The sequence below is a fragment of the Amycolatopsis sp. NPDC043887 genome, assembly GCF_056435665.1.
The window spans coordinates 839,756-857,127 of record NZ_JBWKEB010000002.1; the positions used below are offsets into that span (position 1 = coordinate 839,756).

The 17,372-nt window shown below is 68.1% G+C and carries 20 protein-coding genes; 14 read left to right on the top strand and 6 right to left on the bottom strand.

Features of this window, described 5'->3' with window-relative positions; genetic code table 11:
• Positions 1-21: 21 nt before the first annotated feature.
• From AC069H_RS09205 to AC069H_RS09215, 3 genes are read right to left on the bottom strand one after another with little or no spacing between them, the layout of a single operon-like run.
• Positions 22-645: an MSMEG_1061 family FMN-dependent PPOX-type flavoprotein gene (locus tag AC069H_RS09205; protein ID WP_478231885.1), complete on the bottom strand. Its 624-nt coding sequence runs from the start codon at positions 643-645 to the stop codon at positions 22-24.
• A complete protein-coding gene (locus AC069H_RS09210) occupies positions 638-1,795 on the bottom strand; it encodes an NAD(P)/FAD-dependent oxidoreductase (protein WP_478231886.1) in 1,158 nt (385 codons plus the stop codon). The genes AC069H_RS09205 and AC069H_RS09210 overlap by 8 nt, the downstream gene beginning before the upstream one ends.
• Positions 1,779-2,792 (bottom strand): glutathione S-transferase family protein, encoded by a 1,014-nt coding sequence (locus AC069H_RS09215; protein WP_478231887.1) that lies wholly within the window; start codon positions 2,790-2,792, stop codon positions 1,779-1,781. The genes AC069H_RS09210 and AC069H_RS09215 overlap by 17 nt, the downstream gene beginning before the upstream one ends.
• 95 nt (positions 2,793-2,887) lie before the next feature.
• Between AC069H_RS09215 and AC069H_RS09220 the strand changes: the two genes are divergently transcribed.
• The 7 genes from AC069H_RS09220 (at position 2,888) to AC069H_RS09250 (ending at position 8,758) form a co-directional block, all read left to right on the top strand.
• The gene (locus AC069H_RS09220; RefSeq protein ID WP_478231888.1) at positions 2,888-4,264 is read left to right on the top strand and encodes a WS/DGAT/MGAT family O-acyltransferase; all 1,377 of its coding nucleotides are present in this window, start codon (positions 2,888-2,890) and stop codon (positions 4,262-4,264) included.
• Between the two features lie 459 nt (positions 4,265-4,723).
• Positions 4,724-5,149, top strand: coding sequence for a hypothetical protein (locus tag AC069H_RS09225; protein WP_478231889.1), 426 nt, complete (start codon positions 4,724-4,726; stop codon positions 5,147-5,149).
• Between the two features lie 74 nt (positions 5,150-5,223).
• Complete coding sequence (locus tag AC069H_RS09230; protein WP_478231890.1) at positions 5,224-6,378, top strand: PLP-dependent cysteine synthase family protein; 1,155 nt, start codon at positions 5,224-5,226, stop codon at positions 6,376-6,378.
• Positions 6,375-6,647 carry a hypothetical protein gene (locus AC069H_RS09235; protein ID WP_478231891.1) on the top strand — a complete coding sequence of 91 codons (273 nt, stop codon included), beginning with the start codon at positions 6,375-6,377 and terminating at the stop codon, positions 6,645-6,647. The genes AC069H_RS09230 and AC069H_RS09235 overlap by 4 nt, the downstream gene beginning before the upstream one ends.
• Before the next feature lie 464 nt (positions 6,648-7,111).
• Entirely contained in the window at positions 7,112-7,285 is a 174-nt protein-coding gene (locus AC069H_RS09240; protein WP_478231892.1) for a hypothetical protein, read from the top strand.
• A gap of 338 nt (positions 7,286-7,623) precedes the next feature.
• Positions 7,624-7,962, top strand: coding sequence for a hypothetical protein (locus tag AC069H_RS09245; protein ID WP_478231893.1), 339 nt, complete (start codon positions 7,624-7,626; stop codon positions 7,960-7,962).
• A 4-nt stretch (positions 7,963-7,966) separates the two neighbouring features.
• Positions 7,967-8,758, top strand: coding sequence for a S1 family peptidase (locus AC069H_RS09250; protein WP_478231894.1), 792 nt, complete (start codon positions 7,967-7,969; stop codon positions 8,756-8,758).
• A gap of 11 nt (positions 8,759-8,769) precedes the next feature.
• On the opposite strand, the gene AC069H_RS09255 is transcribed toward AC069H_RS09250, so the two are convergent.
• A complete protein-coding gene (locus tag AC069H_RS09255) occupies positions 8,770-9,756 on the bottom strand; it encodes a PQQ-dependent sugar dehydrogenase (protein WP_478226381.1) in 987 nt (328 codons plus the stop codon).
• Between the two features lie 271 nt (positions 9,757-10,027).
• Between AC069H_RS09255 and pqqA the strand changes: the two genes are divergently transcribed.
• The 5 genes from pqqA (at position 10,028) to pqqB (ending at position 13,131) form a co-directional block, all read left to right on the top strand.
• Entirely contained in the window at positions 10,028-10,159 is a 132-nt protein-coding gene (pqqA, locus tag AC069H_RS09260) for a pyrroloquinoline quinone precursor peptide PqqA (RefSeq protein ID WP_478226380.1), read from the top strand.
• A gap of 83 nt (positions 10,160-10,242) precedes the next feature.
• Positions 10,243-10,923, top strand: coding sequence for a pyrroloquinoline-quinone synthase PqqC (gene pqqC, locus AC069H_RS09265; protein WP_478231895.1), 681 nt, complete (start codon positions 10,243-10,245; stop codon positions 10,921-10,923).
• A 2-nt stretch (positions 10,924-10,925) separates the two neighbouring features.
• The gene (pqqD, locus tag AC069H_RS09270) at positions 10,926-11,198 is read left to right on the top strand and encodes a pyrroloquinoline quinone biosynthesis peptide chaperone PqqD (protein WP_478226378.1); all 273 of its coding nucleotides are present in this window, start codon (positions 10,926-10,928) and stop codon (positions 11,196-11,198) included.
• Positions 11,189-12,271 (top strand): pyrroloquinoline quinone biosynthesis protein PqqE, encoded by a 1,083-nt coding sequence (pqqE, locus tag AC069H_RS09275; RefSeq protein WP_478231896.1) that lies wholly within the window; start codon positions 11,189-11,191, stop codon positions 12,269-12,271. Before pqqD ends, pqqE begins: the two co-directional genes overlap by 10 nt.
• Entirely contained in the window at positions 12,268-13,131 is an 864-nt protein-coding gene (gene pqqB, locus AC069H_RS09280) for a pyrroloquinoline quinone biosynthesis protein PqqB (RefSeq protein ID WP_478231897.1), read from the top strand. Before pqqE ends, pqqB begins: the two co-directional genes overlap by 4 nt.
• On the opposite strand, the gene AC069H_RS09285 is transcribed toward pqqB, so the two are convergent.
• Positions 13,128-14,066 (bottom strand): aldo/keto reductase, encoded by a 939-nt coding sequence (locus tag AC069H_RS09285; RefSeq protein WP_478231899.1) that lies wholly within the window; start codon positions 14,064-14,066, stop codon positions 13,128-13,130. The genes pqqB and AC069H_RS09285 overlap by 4 nt on opposite strands.
• Positions 14,067-14,209: 143 nt before the next feature.
• Here AC069H_RS09285 and AC069H_RS09290 point away from each other — a divergent pair, with 143 nt between their 5' ends.
• Positions 14,210-14,728, top strand: a complete 519-nt coding sequence (locus AC069H_RS09290; protein WP_478226374.1) for a helix-turn-helix domain-containing protein — start codon at positions 14,210-14,212, stop codon at positions 14,726-14,728.
• Complete coding sequence (locus AC069H_RS09295) at positions 14,725-15,945, top strand: MFS transporter (protein ID WP_478231901.1); 1,221 nt, start codon at positions 14,725-14,727, stop codon at positions 15,943-15,945. Before AC069H_RS09290 ends, AC069H_RS09295 begins: the two co-directional genes overlap by 4 nt.
• A gap of 42 nt (positions 15,946-15,987) precedes the next feature.
• Here AC069H_RS09295 and AC069H_RS09300 read toward each other — a convergent pair whose 3' ends face one another.
• Positions 15,988-17,364, bottom strand: a complete 1,377-nt coding sequence (locus tag AC069H_RS09300) for an amidase (protein ID WP_478231902.1) — start codon at positions 17,362-17,364, stop codon at positions 15,988-15,990.
• Positions 17,365-17,372 lie beyond the last annotated feature (8 nt).

A 17,372-nucleotide genomic window follows, 5' to 3' on the forward strand; every position in this document is an offset into this window, starting at 1 on the left:
AGGCCTTCACGGACAGTGGCGTCAGTACAGGCCGGCCGAGTAGGCGGCGGGGGCGTAGTACGCCTCGAGGTCGGCCATGCTGTCGTCCGGCCGCTCGAAGGTCTTCGCGATCGCCGCCCGCGACGGCAGCGCGCCGGGCGTCCAGCTCTCCGGCGACCACAGCCTCGACCGCATGAACGCCTTCTGGCAGTGGTGGAAGATCTCGTCGATGTCGACGACCAGTGCGAGCTTCGGCCGGTTGCCCTTCACGATCATGTCGTCGAAGAACGGCGCCTCCCGCACGAGTCGCGCGCGGCCGTTGATCCGCAGCGTGTCGCCGCGGCCAGGGATCAGGTAGATCAGCCCGACATGCGGATTCGCCAGTACGTTGTGGAACCCGTCGGCACGCCGGTTGCCCGGCCGCTCCGGGATGGCGATCCGCGTGTCGTCCAGCACCAGCGTGAACCCGGCCGGGTCGCCCTTCGGCGAGACGTCGCAGGTGCCGTCGGCCGCCGACGTCGCGATCAGCACGAACGGTGACTCCGCGAGCCACTGGCGGTCCAGCTCGTGCAGCTTCGGGCGCGCCTTGTTCGCGGTCCGTTCCAGCGGCGGCGGCAGGATCTCGCACAGCTCGGCCTCGGTGGTCACTTCGACGAACTCAGACAATGTTGTGCTCCCTCGTCACGGCCCGGTCGCCGGCGAACCGGCGGACGTCGAGCCCGGTGATGTCGATGGCCGGGACCCGCCCCAGGTAGAGGTCCCGCACGAGCTCCCCCACGGCCGGGCCCATCTGGAACCCGTGTCCCGAAAAGCCGGTCGCGTAGAAGAACCGCGACAGGTGGACGCTTTCCCCCACGATCTGGTTGCGGTCGGGGGTGACCTCGTACAGTCCGGCCCAGCCGCCGCGGATCCCCGCGTCGAGCACCCCGGGCACCCGGCGCGCGGCGATCTCGGCGAGTTCCGGCAGCCAGTCGCCCGGCTGATAGCGGGTGTCGAAGCCGGGGTCGCCGTCACCGTCGCAGAAGGACATCGCCAGGCCGGGGCCCTCGCGGTGGAAATAGAAGGCGGACGGCATCTCGATGGTCAGCGGCACGGCCCCGGGCAGATCCGCGACCGGGCCGGTGAACACGACCTGCCGCCGGAACGGCCGCACCGGGAGGTCGACACCGGCCAGTTCGCCGATCCGGCCCGACCACGCGCCCGCCGCGCAGACCACGGCTTCCGTCCGCACGAAACCATCGCCGGTCCGGACGCCGGTGATCTCGTCGCCGTCGCGTTCGATCCCGACGACCTCGACGCCGGTCCTGAGCACCGCGCCGTGCCCGCGGGCCGCCCGCGCGTAGCCCTGGACGGCGGAGTCCGGGGTCGCCTTGGCGTCGTCCGGCGACCACAGTGCCGCGACGACACCCTCGGTGTCGATCAGCGTGGAGAACCGCCGCGCTTCGGCGGGCTCGACGAGGCGGCTGCGGACACCGTAGGAGTTCTGCAGTTCGGCGCAGCGCTCGAATTCGGGCAGGTCCGCGGGATCGGTGACCAGGTACAGGTAGCCGTCGCGGCGGAAGTCGATCTCGGTCCCGTACATCTCGGCGAAGGAGGCGTACTCGGCCAGCCCTCGCAGCCCGATCTCGATGTTGACCCGGGTGGTGAACGACGACCGGATCCCGCCCGCCGCCTTCGCCGTCGAGCCCGCGCCCAGGATGTCCCGTTCGAGCAGCAGGACCGAGACCCCGGCGGCGGCGAGCCGGTACGCGCAGCTGACCCCGATGATGCCGCCGCCGATCACGACGACGTCGGTGCGCTCAGGAAGTGGCTCCATCCGTGTCCCCGATCCGTTCGTCCTCGGGCGGCGGTCCCGGCGGCGTGCCGTCGCCGAACGGGCGCCCGCCCAGCTGCTCCCGGTGGTGCGGCGTCGTCCAGCCGGACAGGTCCGGTCCCAAGGGGACGATCCGGGTCGGGTTCACCTGCTCGTGCACCGCGTAGTAGTGCCGCTTGATGTGGTCGAAGTCGACGGTGTCACCGAAGCCCGGTGTTTGGAAGAGGTCGCGGGCGTAGGCCCACAGCACCGGCATTTCGGTCAGTTTGTCCCGGTTGCATTTGAAGTGCCCGTGGTAGACGGCGTCGAAGCGGACGAGGGTGGTGAACAACCGGATGTCCGCTTCGGTGATCGTGTCACCGACGAGGTAGCGCTGCTTTTCGAGCCGGTCGGAAAGCGCGTCCAGCATGGCGAAGAGCCGGGTATAGGCGTCCTCGTACGCGGCCTGCTTGGTCGCGAAACCGGCTTGGTACACGGCGGCGTTGACGTCGGCGTAGACCCCCGCGTTGACGGCGTCGATCTCGTCGCGAAGCCGCTCTGGGTAGAGGTCGGGCGCGCCGGGCCGGTGGAGGCTGGTCCATTCGGTGGACAGATCGAGGGTGATCCGCGGATAGTCGTTACTCACCAGCCGTCCGCTCGGAATGTCCACAATGGCCGGAACGCTGATCCCGCCCATGTAGTGCGGATCGGCCGCGTGATAGGCCTCGGCCAGGTACTTGATGCCGAGCACGGGATCCCGGTCGCCGGGATCGAGGGTGAACCGCCAGCTCTTCTCGTCCTGGATCGGGTCGGCCACGGCCACGCTCAGCGCGGACTCGAGGCCGAGCAACCGCCGGACGACCAGCCCGCGGCTGGCCCAGGGACAGGCCCGGCTGACCACCAGCCGGTATCTGCCCGCCTCCACCGGCCAGCCGTCGCGGCCGTCGGCGGTGACACGAGCGTCGAAATGGTTGGCGGACCGACGGAACTCACCCGTCTGCGGATCGGTCGGGATCGTCATGTGAGCAACCCTAAAGCGTGAGATGGTGGTTTCGGTGTGCGTAGACTCTGGCACCCGGCGTGTTCGCACGCCGCCGCGCGGAAGGTGGTCCGACGATGCCGTTCATGCCCGTGACCGACTCGATGTTCCTTCTCGTGGAAACGCGCGAGCATCCGATGCACGTCGGCGGACTGCAACTGTTCAAGAAACCCGAGGGCGCCGGCCCCGACTATCTGCGTGACGTCCGCAAGAGTCTGCTCGAGTCCGACAACATGCGCTCGGTGTTCCGGCGCCGTCCCGCCCGGCCGGTCAACACCGCCGGGCATATCGCCTGGGCGACCGACACCGATCTCGAACTCGACTACCACTTCCGCCATTCGGCGCTGCCCCAGCCCGGCCGGATCCGCGAATTGCTGGAACTCACCGGACGGTGGCACAGCACCCTGCTCGACCGGCACCGCCCCCTGTGGGAGATCCACCTGGTCGAGGGTCTCCAGGACGGCCGGTTCGCGATCTACAGCAAGATCCACCACGCGCTGATGGACGGCGTCTCGGCACTGCGGCACCTCCAGGGCACGCTGTCGGACGACCCGTTCGACCTCGACTGCCCGCCGCCGTGGGGGCGCCGCGCCAAACCGGACGGCGGCCGCAACGGCAAGGCGTCGCCCTCGGTGTTCAGCACCTTCGGCAAGACGGTCAACCAGCTCGCCGGCATCGCGCCCGCCGCGATGAAGGTGGCGCGGGAGGCGTTCCAGGAGCACACGCTCACGCTGCCGTCGCAGGCGCCGAAGACGATGCTGAACGTGCCGATCGGCGGGGCCCGCCGCTTCGCCGCGCAGTCGTGGTCGCTGGACCGGGTGCGCAAGGTGGCGACCGCCGCCGGGGTGTCGCGCAACGACGTCGTCCTCGCGATGTGCTCGGGCGCGCTGCGGGACTACCTGATGGAGCAGAACGCGCTCCCCGACACGCCACTGACCGCGATGGTCCCGGTTTCCTTGCGGCGCAAGGACAGCGGTGACGCGGCGGGGAACAACATCGGCGCGCTGCTGTGCAACCTCGCCACCCATCTGACCGATCCGGCCGCCCGGCTGGCGACGATCAACGCGTCCATGCGGAACGGGAAGAAGCTCTTCTCGGAGCTGACCCCGCTGCAGACGCTGCTGCTGTCGGGGATCAACGTGGCCCAGCTCGGCGTGTCGCCGATCCCCGGCTTCGTGAACAACACGAAACCGCCGTTCAACCTGGTGATCTCCAATGTGCCTGGGCCACGCAAGCAGATGTACTGGAACGGCGCGGCGCTCGACGGCATCTACCCGGCGTCGGTGCTGCTGGACGGGCAGGCGCTGAACATCACGCTGACCAGCAACGGGGACAACCTGGACTTCGGTGTCACCGGCTGCCGCCGGAGCGTGCCGCATCTGCAGCGCATCCTGACCCACCTGGACACCGCGCTCGCCGAACTCGAACACGCCGTCTCCGTCCCCCGCCTTTAAGCCATTCGGCCCGTCGGCCTCCCGCCGGATGGCCGCTACCGGATCGCGGCTGTTACGTTCCGGCTCCGGAGGAGGCGCGATCAACCTTGACCGACGTCAAGCCCTCACCAGCCTGGCTGCCCGACATCGATCCTTGCCATCGCGACGAAAGCTTCCCCTCCGGACGACATCCGTTCCCGCGTCCACTCCGGAACCATGGACACCCTCGGCCTCCACGAGGCCATCGCCCAGTACTTAGTGGACAGACACCGCGTCTTCACCAGCACCGGCCAGGTCGACCAGCTCGCCGAAGCACTTCCTGACGTGGCCCTCGGATTCCGAAGGTAACCCAGCGATCCGGTTCCTTTCGGCGCGAGCGATTTCCTGCCCAACGCCAAGCAGAACAAGGTACCGCCATCCGGCAGTCATCCATCCGCCGGATGGTGACCGCAAGATCGTCGCTGCTACGTTCCCGTGCCTGTGAGAAGCACATCGGTCACTTCACGTCGCACTCGTTGGCGGGTCGCGCTCGCGGTCACCGTGCTGCTGTCTTTCGTCTTCCTGTACCTGACTCCCTGCGGAATGTCGCATTCCCACCACCACGACGAAACGGCTGAACAAGCGACAACCACCGCAGCCGATACCGAGACCGTCCACGTGTCCTCGCGGGACGGTGATACACCGGACCATCACCACACCTGCCACGGAGCAGGTGAAATGTTCTGCGCGGCGACACGTACGGCGAACGGTTTCGCCTGGCTGACCATGCTGCTGGCGGCGGTCGCCACACTCGTCATCGTGGCGGACGGCCATGGCGCGACCGGTTCACTCCGATGGCGCGTGGACAGAGATCTCGGCCGCACCGGACGGCTCGTTCTCCTGCAACTCTGCGTCACGCGGATCTGATCGGTCTCATCCCCCAGACCACAAGTCAGAATTCTTGCGCCTTATTCCCGGCGTCCGCGTGAAGTGAGAAATCGATGCCCTCCACCCTGTCGAACAACGCAGTCGTGAGCTCGTCTCGGTCCTCTACAGCACAACTGATCAGCAGCGCGCCGCGCTGCCACAATCCCGCCACCACCGCGGGCAACACCCCGGTGCTCTGGATAGATCAGCCCTTCGCCCCGCCCGGGCGTGGATTCTGGGCCAAACTCGAAGGATTCAACCCCGGTGGCGTGAAAGACCGCCCCGCTCTGCACATGATCGCCGCGGCCAAGGAGCGCGGTGAGCTGCGCCCCGGCGCCAGGATCGTCGAGTCCACCAGCGGCACCTTCGGCCTCGGGCTCGCCCTCGCGGCCACCGTGCACCGGCACCCGGTGACGCTGGTGACCGATCCCGAGCTGGAGCCGAACATCCACCGCATGCTGACCGCCTACGGCGCACGCGTGGAGACCGTGTCCGAACCCGACCCCAGCGGCGGCTGGCAACAAGCCCGCCGCGAACGCGTTCAGGAAATCCTCGACGCGACCCCTGACGCCTATTGCCCAGACCAATACCACAATCCCGACAACATCACGGCCTACGCTCCCTTGGCGCTGGAACTGGTTTCCCAACTCGGCCGCGTCGACATCCTCGTGTGTTCAGTAGGCACCGGGGGCCACTCGGCCGGCATCTCTCAGGTACTGCGGGAGTTCTTCCCCCACCTGACCCTGATCGGCGTCGATACCATCGGGTCCACGATCTTCGGCCAGCCTGCCCAAAGTCGCTTGATGCGCGGACTCGGGTCCAGCATCTACCCCCGCAACGTCGACTACGCCGCCTTCGACGAGGTCCACTGGGTCGCTCCCGCCGAAGCGGTATGGGCCTGCCGGGCACTCGCGACCACACACCACGCCAGCGGCGGATGGAGCACGGGAGCAGTCGCCCTTGTCGCCGGCTGGGCGGCCCGAACCTGCGACCTCGACACCAGGATCGCCGCGGTGTTCCCGGACGGACCGCACCGGTACTTCGACACCGTCTACAACGACGATTACTGCGCCCACCACGATCTGCTCACCGTGCCGCCACCGTCCACACCGGACAACATCGCCCGCTCCGCCGACCGGATCGTCTCGCACTGGACCCGCTGCGGCAACGTCGTCGACCCGATCCAAACAACGGAAATCATGCGACCGCGGGTGGGGATTCTCCCGTGAAGCAGATCCTGAACCGGTTCACCATCAACGTCGGCTTCTCCATGCTGATGCCCCACCTCGCCGCGCACCTGTCCGGCGACCTCGAACTGGCGGCCTGGACCGTCGGCCTGATCCTCGGCGTCCGGAATTTTCCCCAGCAGGGCATGTTCCTCATCGGCGGAACATTCGCCGACCGCTTCGGCTACAAGCCCCTCATCGTCGCCGGCTGTGCCCTGTGCACCGGCGGGTTCGCACTGCTCGGCCTCGCCACTCCGTCCCGGCACTGCTGATGGCGTCCGCCGCAACCGGTTTCGCCGGGCGTTGTTCGATCCAGCCGTACGCGCCTACGTGGCACAGGATGCCGGAGAACGCCGCGTGGAAGCGTTCGCATTGTTCACCGTCTTCACCAAACCGGCATCCTGCTCGGACCCGTCATCGGGCTCGCGTTGACCAGCCTTGCGTTCCAGGTCACCTGCCTGACCGCCGCCGCGGTGTTCGCCGTGCTCACCGGGTTACAAGTCCGGTCGTTCGTACCGTTCTCGCTGGCGATGGGCGGCTCGTACGTCCTGTCGTTCCAGGTGTTTCTCGCGCTCCCGCTGGACGCCCGCCGCATCGCCGGTCCGGGCGTGGCCGGAACTGTGTTGGTGACACTGGTCTTCGCGATGTGGTGCCGGACGACGTGGAGTGCGGGCCGCCGCCTTCATACCCCGGCCTTGGCCTCCGGCGGGATCTCAGGAATGCCACCGATATCGCGATGGCTCCACTGCTCATCTCCGCCGCGCCGCTGGCGCTGGGCACGATCGTGGTGTTTCCCATCGAGATGGACACCATCGCCGGGGTCGGCGTCCTGCTCGGCAACCTGCTCACCGGCAGCGCGCTCGACGCGGCCGGCCACCTGGCCGCCGTTCGGTGCGATAGCCGGCGGTAGCGTCCCGCCAGGTTCGAGGTCGCGCGTGCCCGCGACGCGCACCGAGCTATGACGTCTTCACATTGCCCTGTGCCGCAACAGAGCCGCCATGAAGTCGCGGAGCCATGCTGCTGGCCTCTTGCGGCCGCTTGTCCAAGACCGTCATGCTATCGACGTGACATCCGAACCGCCGCATGCCAGGTATGCCTCGCGCCGTCGCCTTTGGCGCGACCAAGCAGGTTCTCTCACCTTATCTGTCCACATTGGATGAATTGATGGTGCCGAGAAGGCCACCTGACCGGACAGCGCCGAGTGAGCTCGGGTGGCTGCCGGGCGGAGGACGTCGATGACGCCTCGCCATGCCCATCGACTGTCGGGGTATCCGGCGGAGCCACCCGTGGATTCTGCTCGATACGGTCGATGTGCGCGACCTGAACCGTGACGGACTTCGCCGGCGAATTACCTACGTGCCGCAAGAAGAACCGCTGTGCGGCGAGACCGTGCGCGAGGAGCACTCCGCACCATGGGGCCTGCCCTCGCCGTCACTCACGGCGAAGGCGGATCGGATCGTGTTGATCGACGAAGGCGGGCTCGTGCCATCGGCAGTACACGGCGCCAGTGAGAGCCGTCCCCACCCACCTTTCGTGAACTTGCTTTCTGTCCCGGGCGATCCGAGCCCGGTGGATCTTAGGAGATGATGCGATGTTCGGCCGGTTTCGCGCGTTCGTCATTCTGGCAATGGCCGTCGGACTGGCGATGGTGCCCGGGGGCACCGCCGGCGCGATCGAGGGTGGCGCCGAGGTGCCACCTGGCACCTATCCGTGGCTGGTGAGAGTCGGGAACCCGGAGGAGGGCTACTGCTCGGGTTCGCTGGTGTCGCCCCGGCACATCGTGTCGGCAGCGCATTGCTTCGCCAAGAAGCCCGACAAGCCCGAGGGCATGTTCGCCTACTTTCGCACCGGGCCCCAGACCCACACGGTCAAGGTGGTTCGCGCCGAACGCCACCCGTGGGGTACGGGTGATGCCCGTACCGCCGACGTCGCGGTGGTGACGCTCGAGCGTCCGGTTCGGACCACTCCGATCAAGCTCATCGCCTCCGGCGAATTCTGGCCGACCTGGCCCGGCATGAAGCTCACGGTCGCCGGCTACGGCAGTACCGGTCAACAGCGGCCGGAGCATGCCCACGAAATGGCTTTCACCGCGGCCTACCGGTGCGCCAAGCCTGGCCCGCAATGGTTCTGCGCCGACGCGCCCCGGCAGGGGGCCGGTGTGCGCCCGGAGGACAGTGGTGCCCCCGCCTTCAGGAAGGCCAGACTTGGCGGGGGCGGCCACGTGCTGGTGGGCACGGTCAGCAACCATCGCGATCACCACACCTGGTTCACCAATCTCGCGCAGCCGCCGGTGAACGAGTGGATCCGGTTCAAGATCTTCGGCGGCTGGTCCGCGTCCCGTGACCGTGACGCGGCAAGTGTGGTCGGGGAGCCGCAGCCCTGATGGCGGTCGTGTCAGCTGCCGTCGGAGACGTACAGGCCGCCCGGCGTGATCGTGTACAGCTGGCCGTCCGGGCCTGCGACGGCGTCACGCGTGCGGCCGAGGTTGGTCCAGAGCTTGCCGCCGTTGCCGTTCAGGTCGAGCTTGTACGTGCCACCCTTGAGGGACGCCATGTACAGCGAACCCTTGTAGGCCGCGAGCCCGCTCGGCGTCGCCGAGGACGTCGGCCAGGACTTGACCGGATTGGTCATCCCGGCCGTGTTGCACGGGCCTTCGCAGGTCGGCCAGCCGTAGTTCTTACCCGGCTCGATCTTGTTCAGCTCGTCGAGCCTGTTCGCGCCGATGTCGGAGACGTACAGCTGGCCGTTCGCCCACGTCAGGCCCTGGACGTTGCGGTGGCCGTAGGAGTAGACGCGGCTGTTGAACGGGTTGCCGGGCGCGGCCGCGCCGTCGGTGGTGACCCGCAGGACCTTGCCGCCGAGGGAGTTCTTGTTCTGCGCGTTGGCGCCGTTCTGGCCGTCGCCGGTACCCGCGTAGAGGTAGCCGTCCGGGCCGAACCTGATCCGCCCGCCGTGGTGATACTGCGAACCACGCGGGATGCCGGTGACGATCGGCGTCGGCGTCTGGCCCAGCTTCAGCTTGGCGATCCGGTTGTCGGAACTGGTCGTGTAGTAGATGAAGACCGTCTGGTCGGTGGCGTAATTCGGCGAGACGGCGATGCCGAGCAGACCGGCCTCCGCGGTGACGCTCACCCCGGGGATGGTCTGGACCGTAGTGACCTTGCCCGCCTTGTCGATCTTGCTGATCGTCCTGGCGTCCTTCTGCGTGAAGACGCCGGTGCCGTCGGGCAGGAAGTCGATCGACCAGGCCTGGTTGAGGCCGCTCGCGAGCTGTCTGATCGCCTGGATCGACGGCGCTTCGGCGGCTGTGGCCGGGACGGCCGCGATCGACACGGCCGTCGCCGCGGCGAACGCGGCGGCGAGAGTACGACGTAAGGACATGGGACGCCTCCTTCAGCTACACCCCTGGAGCTCGGATGGCGGCGGTAGGCGGGTGGTCGGGGCGCACCCGTCGAGTTGGATAGAAACACACCACGGGACGAAACGGACACCACTGGACGGGCTATCGGCGGCACCGGTCGTTAACCGTTGTGTGCGCCGAGCGTGACGACCGGCCCAGCTCGATCGGCCATAGGTAGGAAACTTTACAAAATGCCGCCGGAAGTCGGTCCTTACGTCTGGTCAGAATCGGCGACGCGCTTCTAGGGTGACGGTGGCTTCGGCCCTGTTCGATCCCATGTGGACGTTAGGAGCAGAAATGATCGAGGTATGGACCACCCCGGACTTCGTCGAATACGAAACCCCCATGGAGGTCACCGCTTACGCGGCCCGCATGGAGGACTGAATGCGCATCCGGTGGTGGGGGCCGTCCCCCACCACCGCCGCCGTCCCGATCAGCGAGCACCCGGAGGCAGCACGGTGTCCCTCATGTCGTCGTCGGAGTTCATCGCGGCGTTGCGCGGGCTTTCGCACCGCTACTGGGGCACCCACCCCTTCCACGTGCGGATGCACGACGGTGACCTGTCCCAGCACGAGCTGAAGATCTGGGCCGCGAACCGCTGGTACTACCAGTGCGTTCTCCCGCAGAAGGACGCGGCGATCATCAGCAACTGCCCGTTGCCGGAGATCCGCCGGGAATGGCTCGACCGCATCGTCTACCACGACGGGACGAAGGCCGGTGACGGCGGAATCGAGCGATGGCTCCGTTTGTGCGCCGCGGTCGGGCTCGACCGCGAAGAGGTTCTCGATCAGCGGCACGTCGCCCCCGGGGTCCGGTTCGCCGTCGACGCCTACGTGAATTTCGCCCGCACGAGACCTTGGCTCGAAGCGGTCGCCTCGGGGCTGACCGAAATGTTCGCCGGCCATCTCATGCAGCGGCGGGTCGCCGACATGCTGGCGCACTATTCGTGGATCGCGCCGGAGGACCTCACCTATTTCACCAATCGCATCGACAAGGTCTCCGGTGAGGGCAAGGGGACGCTCGACATCGTCGTCCGGCACGCCGTCACCCGCGAGCAGCAGGACAAGGCGATCGCCGCGCTGTCGTTCAAGACCGACGTGCTCTGGTCGATGCTCGACGCCATCGAGCGCGCGGCGGCCAAGGAGTAGTGATGACCACCCTCGAACCGGGCTCGGTGCCGCGGCTGCGGCGCGGAGTCCGGCTGAGCTATGACCAGACCAGGGAAACGCACGTCCTCCTGTTCCCCGAAGGTGTGCTCGTCCCGAATCCGACCGCCGCGGCCGTGCTTTCCCTCTGCGACGGCGTCGCGGATGTCACGGGAATCGCTTCGGCGTTGCGCGAACGCTACACCGGTGTGCGCGAGGAAGAGATCCTGGACGTCCTGTCCCGGCTGGGAGAACGGCGGATCGTCGAATGGACCTGAAAACCGCGCAGCCGCCACTGGGCATGCTGGCCGAGCTGACTCATCGCTGCCCGCTGCACTGCCCGTATTGCTCGAATCCGGTCGAGCTGATCGCCCGCGACGGAGAACTGTCCACAGAGGAATGGCTTTCCGTGCTCACCCAGGCGCGGGAACTCGGCGTGCTCCAGGTGCACATGTCCGGCGGTGAGCCGCTCGCCAGACCGGATCTGCCCATCCTGGTCGAACACGCCACGAAACTGGGGTGCTACGTCAACCTGGTGACGTCCGGGCTCGGGCTGACGGAGTCCAGATTGGACGATCTCGCCGAGCGCGGCATCGCGCATGTCCAGCTGTCCGTCCAAGGCGCGACCGCCGACCGCGCGGACCGGCTCGCCGGAGCACGGGCACACGACCGGAAGCTCGTCGCCGCCGAACTGATCAGGAAGGCCGGGCTGCCGCTTTCGGTGAACGTCGTCCTGCACCGGCGGAACCACGATCAGCTCGCCGGGATCATCGGCCTCGCCGAGGAGATGGGCGCGGACCGGCTCGAACTGGCCAACACGCAGTACTACGGCTGGGCCCTGCGCAACCGTGACGCCCTGATGCCGACCCGGCGGCAACTCGAGGAGGCCGAGCCGATCGTGCGCGCGGCCACCGAACGGCTGCGTGGCCGCATGGAGATCATCTATGTCGTCGCCGATTACTACGAGAAGTACCCGAAGCCGTGCATGTACGGCTGGGGCGCGCGGCAACTGACCGTGGCGCCCGACGGGACCGTGCTGCCGTGCCCCGCGTCGACAGCGATCGAGACGCTGGAATTCGACAACGTGCGGGACAGGCAGCTGGCCTGGATCTGGTACGAATCCGCTTCCTTCAACGCCTATCGCGGCGAGGACTGGATGCCCGACACCTGCCGCACCTGTGATCGGCGCACGATCGACTTCGGCGGCTGCCGGTGCCAAGCGTTCCAACTCACCGGTGACGCCTCGGCGACGGATCCGGTGTGCTCGCGTTCGCCGCATCGGGAGGTCGTCGACCTCATCCTCGCCACGCAGGCGAAAACGGACGAGCTCGTGATGCGGACGCCGCGATGAGGGTGATCTTGCTCGGCACCGCGGCGGGCGGCGGATTCCCTCAGTGGAACTGCGCCTGCGCCCTGTGCGTCTCGGACGCGCCGCCGCGGACGCAGGACTGTGTGGCGGTGAGCGCGGACGACGAAGGCTGGTACCTGCTCAACGTTTCGCCGGACATCCGCGCGCAGATCCTCGCCACACCACCGTTGCGCGCCGGGCCGGGGCCGAGGGAGATCCCGTTGCGCGGGGTGCTGCTGACCGACGCCGAACTCGATCATTCACTCGGCTTGCTTCTCCTGCGGGAAGCGGGCGGTCTGCCCGTGTGGGCACCGGACGCCGTGCTCGGCGCCTTGTCCGAGCACTTCCCCGCGCGGTCGATCATCGACGGGTACGGCGGCTGGGACTGGCTGCCGTCGTCGAGGGTCGCCATCGACGGGCTGCGGGTGAGCATGCTTCCCGTGAGCGACAAGCGGCCGAAGTACGCGCGTTCGTCCACCGAGGACGGTCCTTGGGTGGTGGCGTATCGGATCGAAGACGTCGTGACCGGCGGCGTTTTCGTGTACGCGCCTTGTCTTAAGAGCTGGCCGGACGGATTCGACGACTTCACCCGCGATGCAGGGCTGGTACTGCTGGACGGGACCTTCTACGCGCCGGACGAGATGTCGGGCGCCACCGCGGCCGAGGTCGGCGACGGCGCCCAGCTGGCGATGGGGCATCTGCCGATCACCGGCAGTCTCGCGAAGCTCCGGCCCGGCCCGCGGTGGGCGTACACACACCTGAACAACACGAACCCGGTGATCGATCCCGCGTCGTCCGAACACGCCGCCGTACTGGGCGGCGGCGCATCGCTTCCCTTGGACGGTACCGAATTCAAGCTTTAGGCGACCCCTTCGGGGCTCGCGCCGGACACGGGAACGGCGTCGGCGGTGAGCCGATCGATCTCCGCGAGTTCGTCGGCGGCCAGATCGATGTCCGCGGCGGCGAGACTGGCCTCGATGTTGGCCGCCTTCCGCGCGCCCACGATCGCGACGTGCACGCCCGGCTGGGCGAGCGTCCAGGCGATCGCGAGCTGACTGACGGAGATTCCTTTGTCCGCCGCGAATTCCTTGAGCCGGTCGACGACGGCGAGAGTGCGCCGGAAGGTCTCGCCGGTGTACGCCGACGACCGTGAACGCCAGTCGGTCTTCTCGAACGTCGTCTCCGGCGTGAAAGACCCGGTCAGCAGTCCGCTGCCCAGCGGGCTGTACACGAGCACGCCGATGTCGTGCTCACGCGCGTACGGGAGAGGATCGGTTTCGATGTCGCGGCGGAACAGGTGATACGGCGGCTGCAGGGTTTCCACGGGCCGGGTCTTGTCGAAGGCGGCCAGCCCGGCGGCGTCGTAGTTCGAGACACCGACGTGCCGGATCTTCCCGGCGTCGACGAATTCCTGCAGGATCCCCGCAGTCTCCTCGGCGGGAGCGTCGGGATCGGGCCAGTGGATCTGGTAGAGGTCGATGTGGTCGACGTCGAGGCAACGGAGGCTGTCCTCGATGCCCTGTGACAGCCACTCGCGCCGCGAGTCGCGCGGCCGTTCGGAACGCGGCTTGATACCGCCCTTCGTGGCGATGACGAGGTTGTCGCGGTCGCGCTTGAGTTCCTCACGCAGCGCCTTCCCCAGCATCGCTTCGGATTTCCCGAAACCGTAGGCCTGCGCGGTGTCGAAGAAGTTCACCCCGAGTTCGCGGGCGTGGTGGATCGCCGCGATCGCCGTGTCCTCGTCGAACGAACCCCAGTCCCCGCCGAGTTGCCAGGTGCCGAAAGCGATCCTCGACACCTCGAGACCGCTCCTGCCCAATGTCGCCGTACGCATGGCTCCAGCAGAGCACAGACATCGGATCACCGCACCGGATCTCCCGGCCAACGATACCCCCAAATAACTGTTTGACGGTTCGCGTCCCGGCAGTCGATACTCGTCCCATGTCCGAGCCCCCCGGCCTCGACGGCTTGCGTGTCCTCGCCCATCCCGTGCGGCTGCGCATTCTGTCGCTTTTGACCGGTGTCGCGATGAGCGCGGCCGAAGCCGCGCGCGAACTCGGTGAGACACAAGCGAATGTCAGCTACCACCTGCGGCGGTTGCACGAGGCCGGCCTGCTGGACGTCGCCGAGGAGGTCCGGATCCGGGGCGGCCTGGCGAAACGCTACCGGCACGATCCGGAGTCCGGATCGCGGTTCACGTCGGCGAATCCGGGGGAGGAACAGCTTCTCATCGCGACGATGGCCGAAGAACTCAAGCGCCGCAGCGAATTCCGCGTTCCCGGCAAGCAGGGATCGACGAGCGACGCGGAGATGTGGGTCGACCGCGAGACGTGGGAGAAGGCACTCGAACACGCTCGCGAACTGAGCGACCTTCTGCACTCCGCCGCGAAGCCGCCCCGGACCCGGGGCACGATCCCGGTCAGCGCGACGGTCTCGCTGTTCGAGATGAGGCGACGGTGACGTCCCTGCGCGAACCATTGCGCCGGCACAACTTCCGCTGGCTGATCGCCGGCCGCACGTTCGGGGAGTTCGGCAACGCCGTCGCCCCGCTCGCGCTCGCCTTCGCGGTGATCGACCTGACCGGTTCGGCCGTCGACATCGGCATCGTCGTCGGCGCGCGGTCCGTGGCCAGCGTCGTCTTGCTGCTGTTCGGCGGCGTTCTGGCCGACCGGCTACCGCGGTCGGTGATCCTGCAAGGCACCGAAGTCGCCGCCACCCTGACCCAGGCGGTCATCGCGGCGAGTGTCCTTTGTGGATTCGCGTCGATCCCGCTGCTGGTCGGCCTGAGCGTGGTCAACGGCGCGGTGGCCGCGATCTCCGCTCCCGCGTCGGCGTCGCTCACCCCGCTGACGGTGCCCGCCACCCTCCTCGCGCAGGCCAACGCGCTGGCCAGATTGCTCTCGAACTCCGGCCGGATCGCCGGCGCCGGGCTCGGCGGCATCCTGGTCACCGCGGTCGGCCCCGGCTGGGCGCTCACCGGGAACGCGCTGCTGTTCCTGGGCTCCGCCCTTTCCTACCGGTGCATCCGCCTCAGCCGCCGGGAACGGGTCCCTGGCAGCCGCCCGCTGGCGGAACTCGTCGAAGGCTGGCACGAGTTCCGGTCGCGCACCTGGGTGTGGGTGGTGGTCGTGCAGTTCATGGTGGTGAACGCCGTCATCGCCGGCGGGATCGCGGTGCTCGGCCCAGTCGTCGCCGACAGCACCTTCGGGCGCTCCGGCTGGGGATTCGCCCTCGCCGCGCAGACGATCGGCTCGCTCGTCGGCGGGATCCTCGTGGCCCGATGGCAGCCGCGGCGCGCGCTGTTCGTCGGCGTCGCGGTGATCCTCTTCGAAGCGCCACCACTGATCCTGCTCGGCCAGGCACCCTTGCTTCCGCTGCTGCTGGCGGCCATGTTCGTCTCCGGGCTGGCGATCGAGCAGTTCGTGGTCGCGTGGGACGTCTCGCTGCAGGAGAACGTGCCCGAGGACAAACTCGCGCGCGTCTACTCCTACGACATGCTCGGTTCCTTCATCGCCCTGCCCCTCGGGCAGATGGCGGCCGGGCCCGCCGCGCAGCACTTCGGGGTCAGCACGACTCTGCTCGCGTGCGCCGCGCTGGTCGTGGCCGCCACCGGTCTCGCGCTGTGCAGCGGCCAGGTGCGCGGGCTCGTCCGGAAGTCGCACGCCGCGCAGCCCTGACGCCCAAGTGGCAGCAAAGGTCCCTTGCTCCCTTTCCGCAGGTCACGGCCAGGGACGGACCTCCTCGATGAGCTTCGCGACCGCGAGCACCAGGTCGTCGGAGTGCCGCGGGCCGACGATCTGCAACCCGACCGGCAGGCCGCTGGAGGTGCGGCCCGCCGGCACGCTGATCGCGGGCTGCTGGGTCATGTTGAACGGGTAGGTGAACGGCGTCCAGTCCGGCCAGCCGCTCAGCCCGCTGCCCGGGGGGACCTCGTGCCCGGCTTCGAAGGCGGGAATCGGGAGGGTCGGCGTGATCAGCACGTCGTAGCGCGTGTGGAACTCGCCCATCAGGATGCCCAGCGCGGCCCGCTCGGCGTTGGCGCCGAGATAGTCGCTCGCCGAGAAGGTCTTGCCGAGTTCCCACACCTTCCGCAGGCCGGGATCGACCTTCGTCTCCGAACCGGCGGGGAAGGTGTCCAGCCACTTGGCCGCCCCCGTCGACCACAGGATGTCGAAGGCCGGTTTGGGGTCGGTGAAACCGGGATCGGTCTCTTCGATGTGCAGGCCCGCGTCGCCCAGCGACCGGACCGCCGACTTGACGATTTCCGCGACCTCCGGGTCGACGTCGACGTAGCCGAGCGTCGGCGAGTAGGCGGCGATCAGCCCGCGCACGTCCCGGCGGACGGCCTCGCGATAGGTCGAAACCGGTGGGGCGAGCGCGGCCGGGTCTCGATGATCGGGCAGGGCGAGGACGTCGAGGAGCAGCGCCGTGTCGTCGACCGAACGCGCCATCGGTCCGGCGTGCGAGAGCGGGCCGAACGGGCTCGCCGGGAACAGCGGGATCCGGCCGTGTGTCGGTTTGAGCCCGACGATTCCGCAGAACGAAGCCGGGATCCGGATCGAGCCGCCGCCATCGGTGCCGACGGAGAGCTCACCCATCCCCGCCGCGACGGCCGCGGCACTGCCCCCGCTGGACCCTCCCGCCGTCGTCGACGGGTCGATCGGGTTGCGGGTGATCCCGGTCAGCGGGTTGTCGGTGACGCCCTTCCACGCCAGTTCCGGCGTCGTGGTCTTTCCCAGCAGTACCAAGCCGTTCTCACGCAGCCGCGCGGTGACCGGGCTGTCGACGTCCCACGGCTGGTCGGGGTCGATGCACCGCGAACCGCGCAGCGTCGGCCAGCCCTGGGTCAGGAACATGTCCTTGATCGAGGCCGGGACACCGTCGAGCCAGCCGATCGGATTGCCGTCCCGCCAGCGGATCTCGGACGCCTTCGCCTGTTCGAGCGCGCCGTCGGCGTCGACCAGGCAGAAAGCGTTGGTCTCGCCGTCGCGTTCCTCGATGACACGCAAGGCGTTCTGAGTGGCCTCGACCGGCGACAGCTCTCCGGTGGCGTACGCGGCGACGAGCTCGCTCGCGGTCAACTTGGTGTCGTTCAATCCTGCCC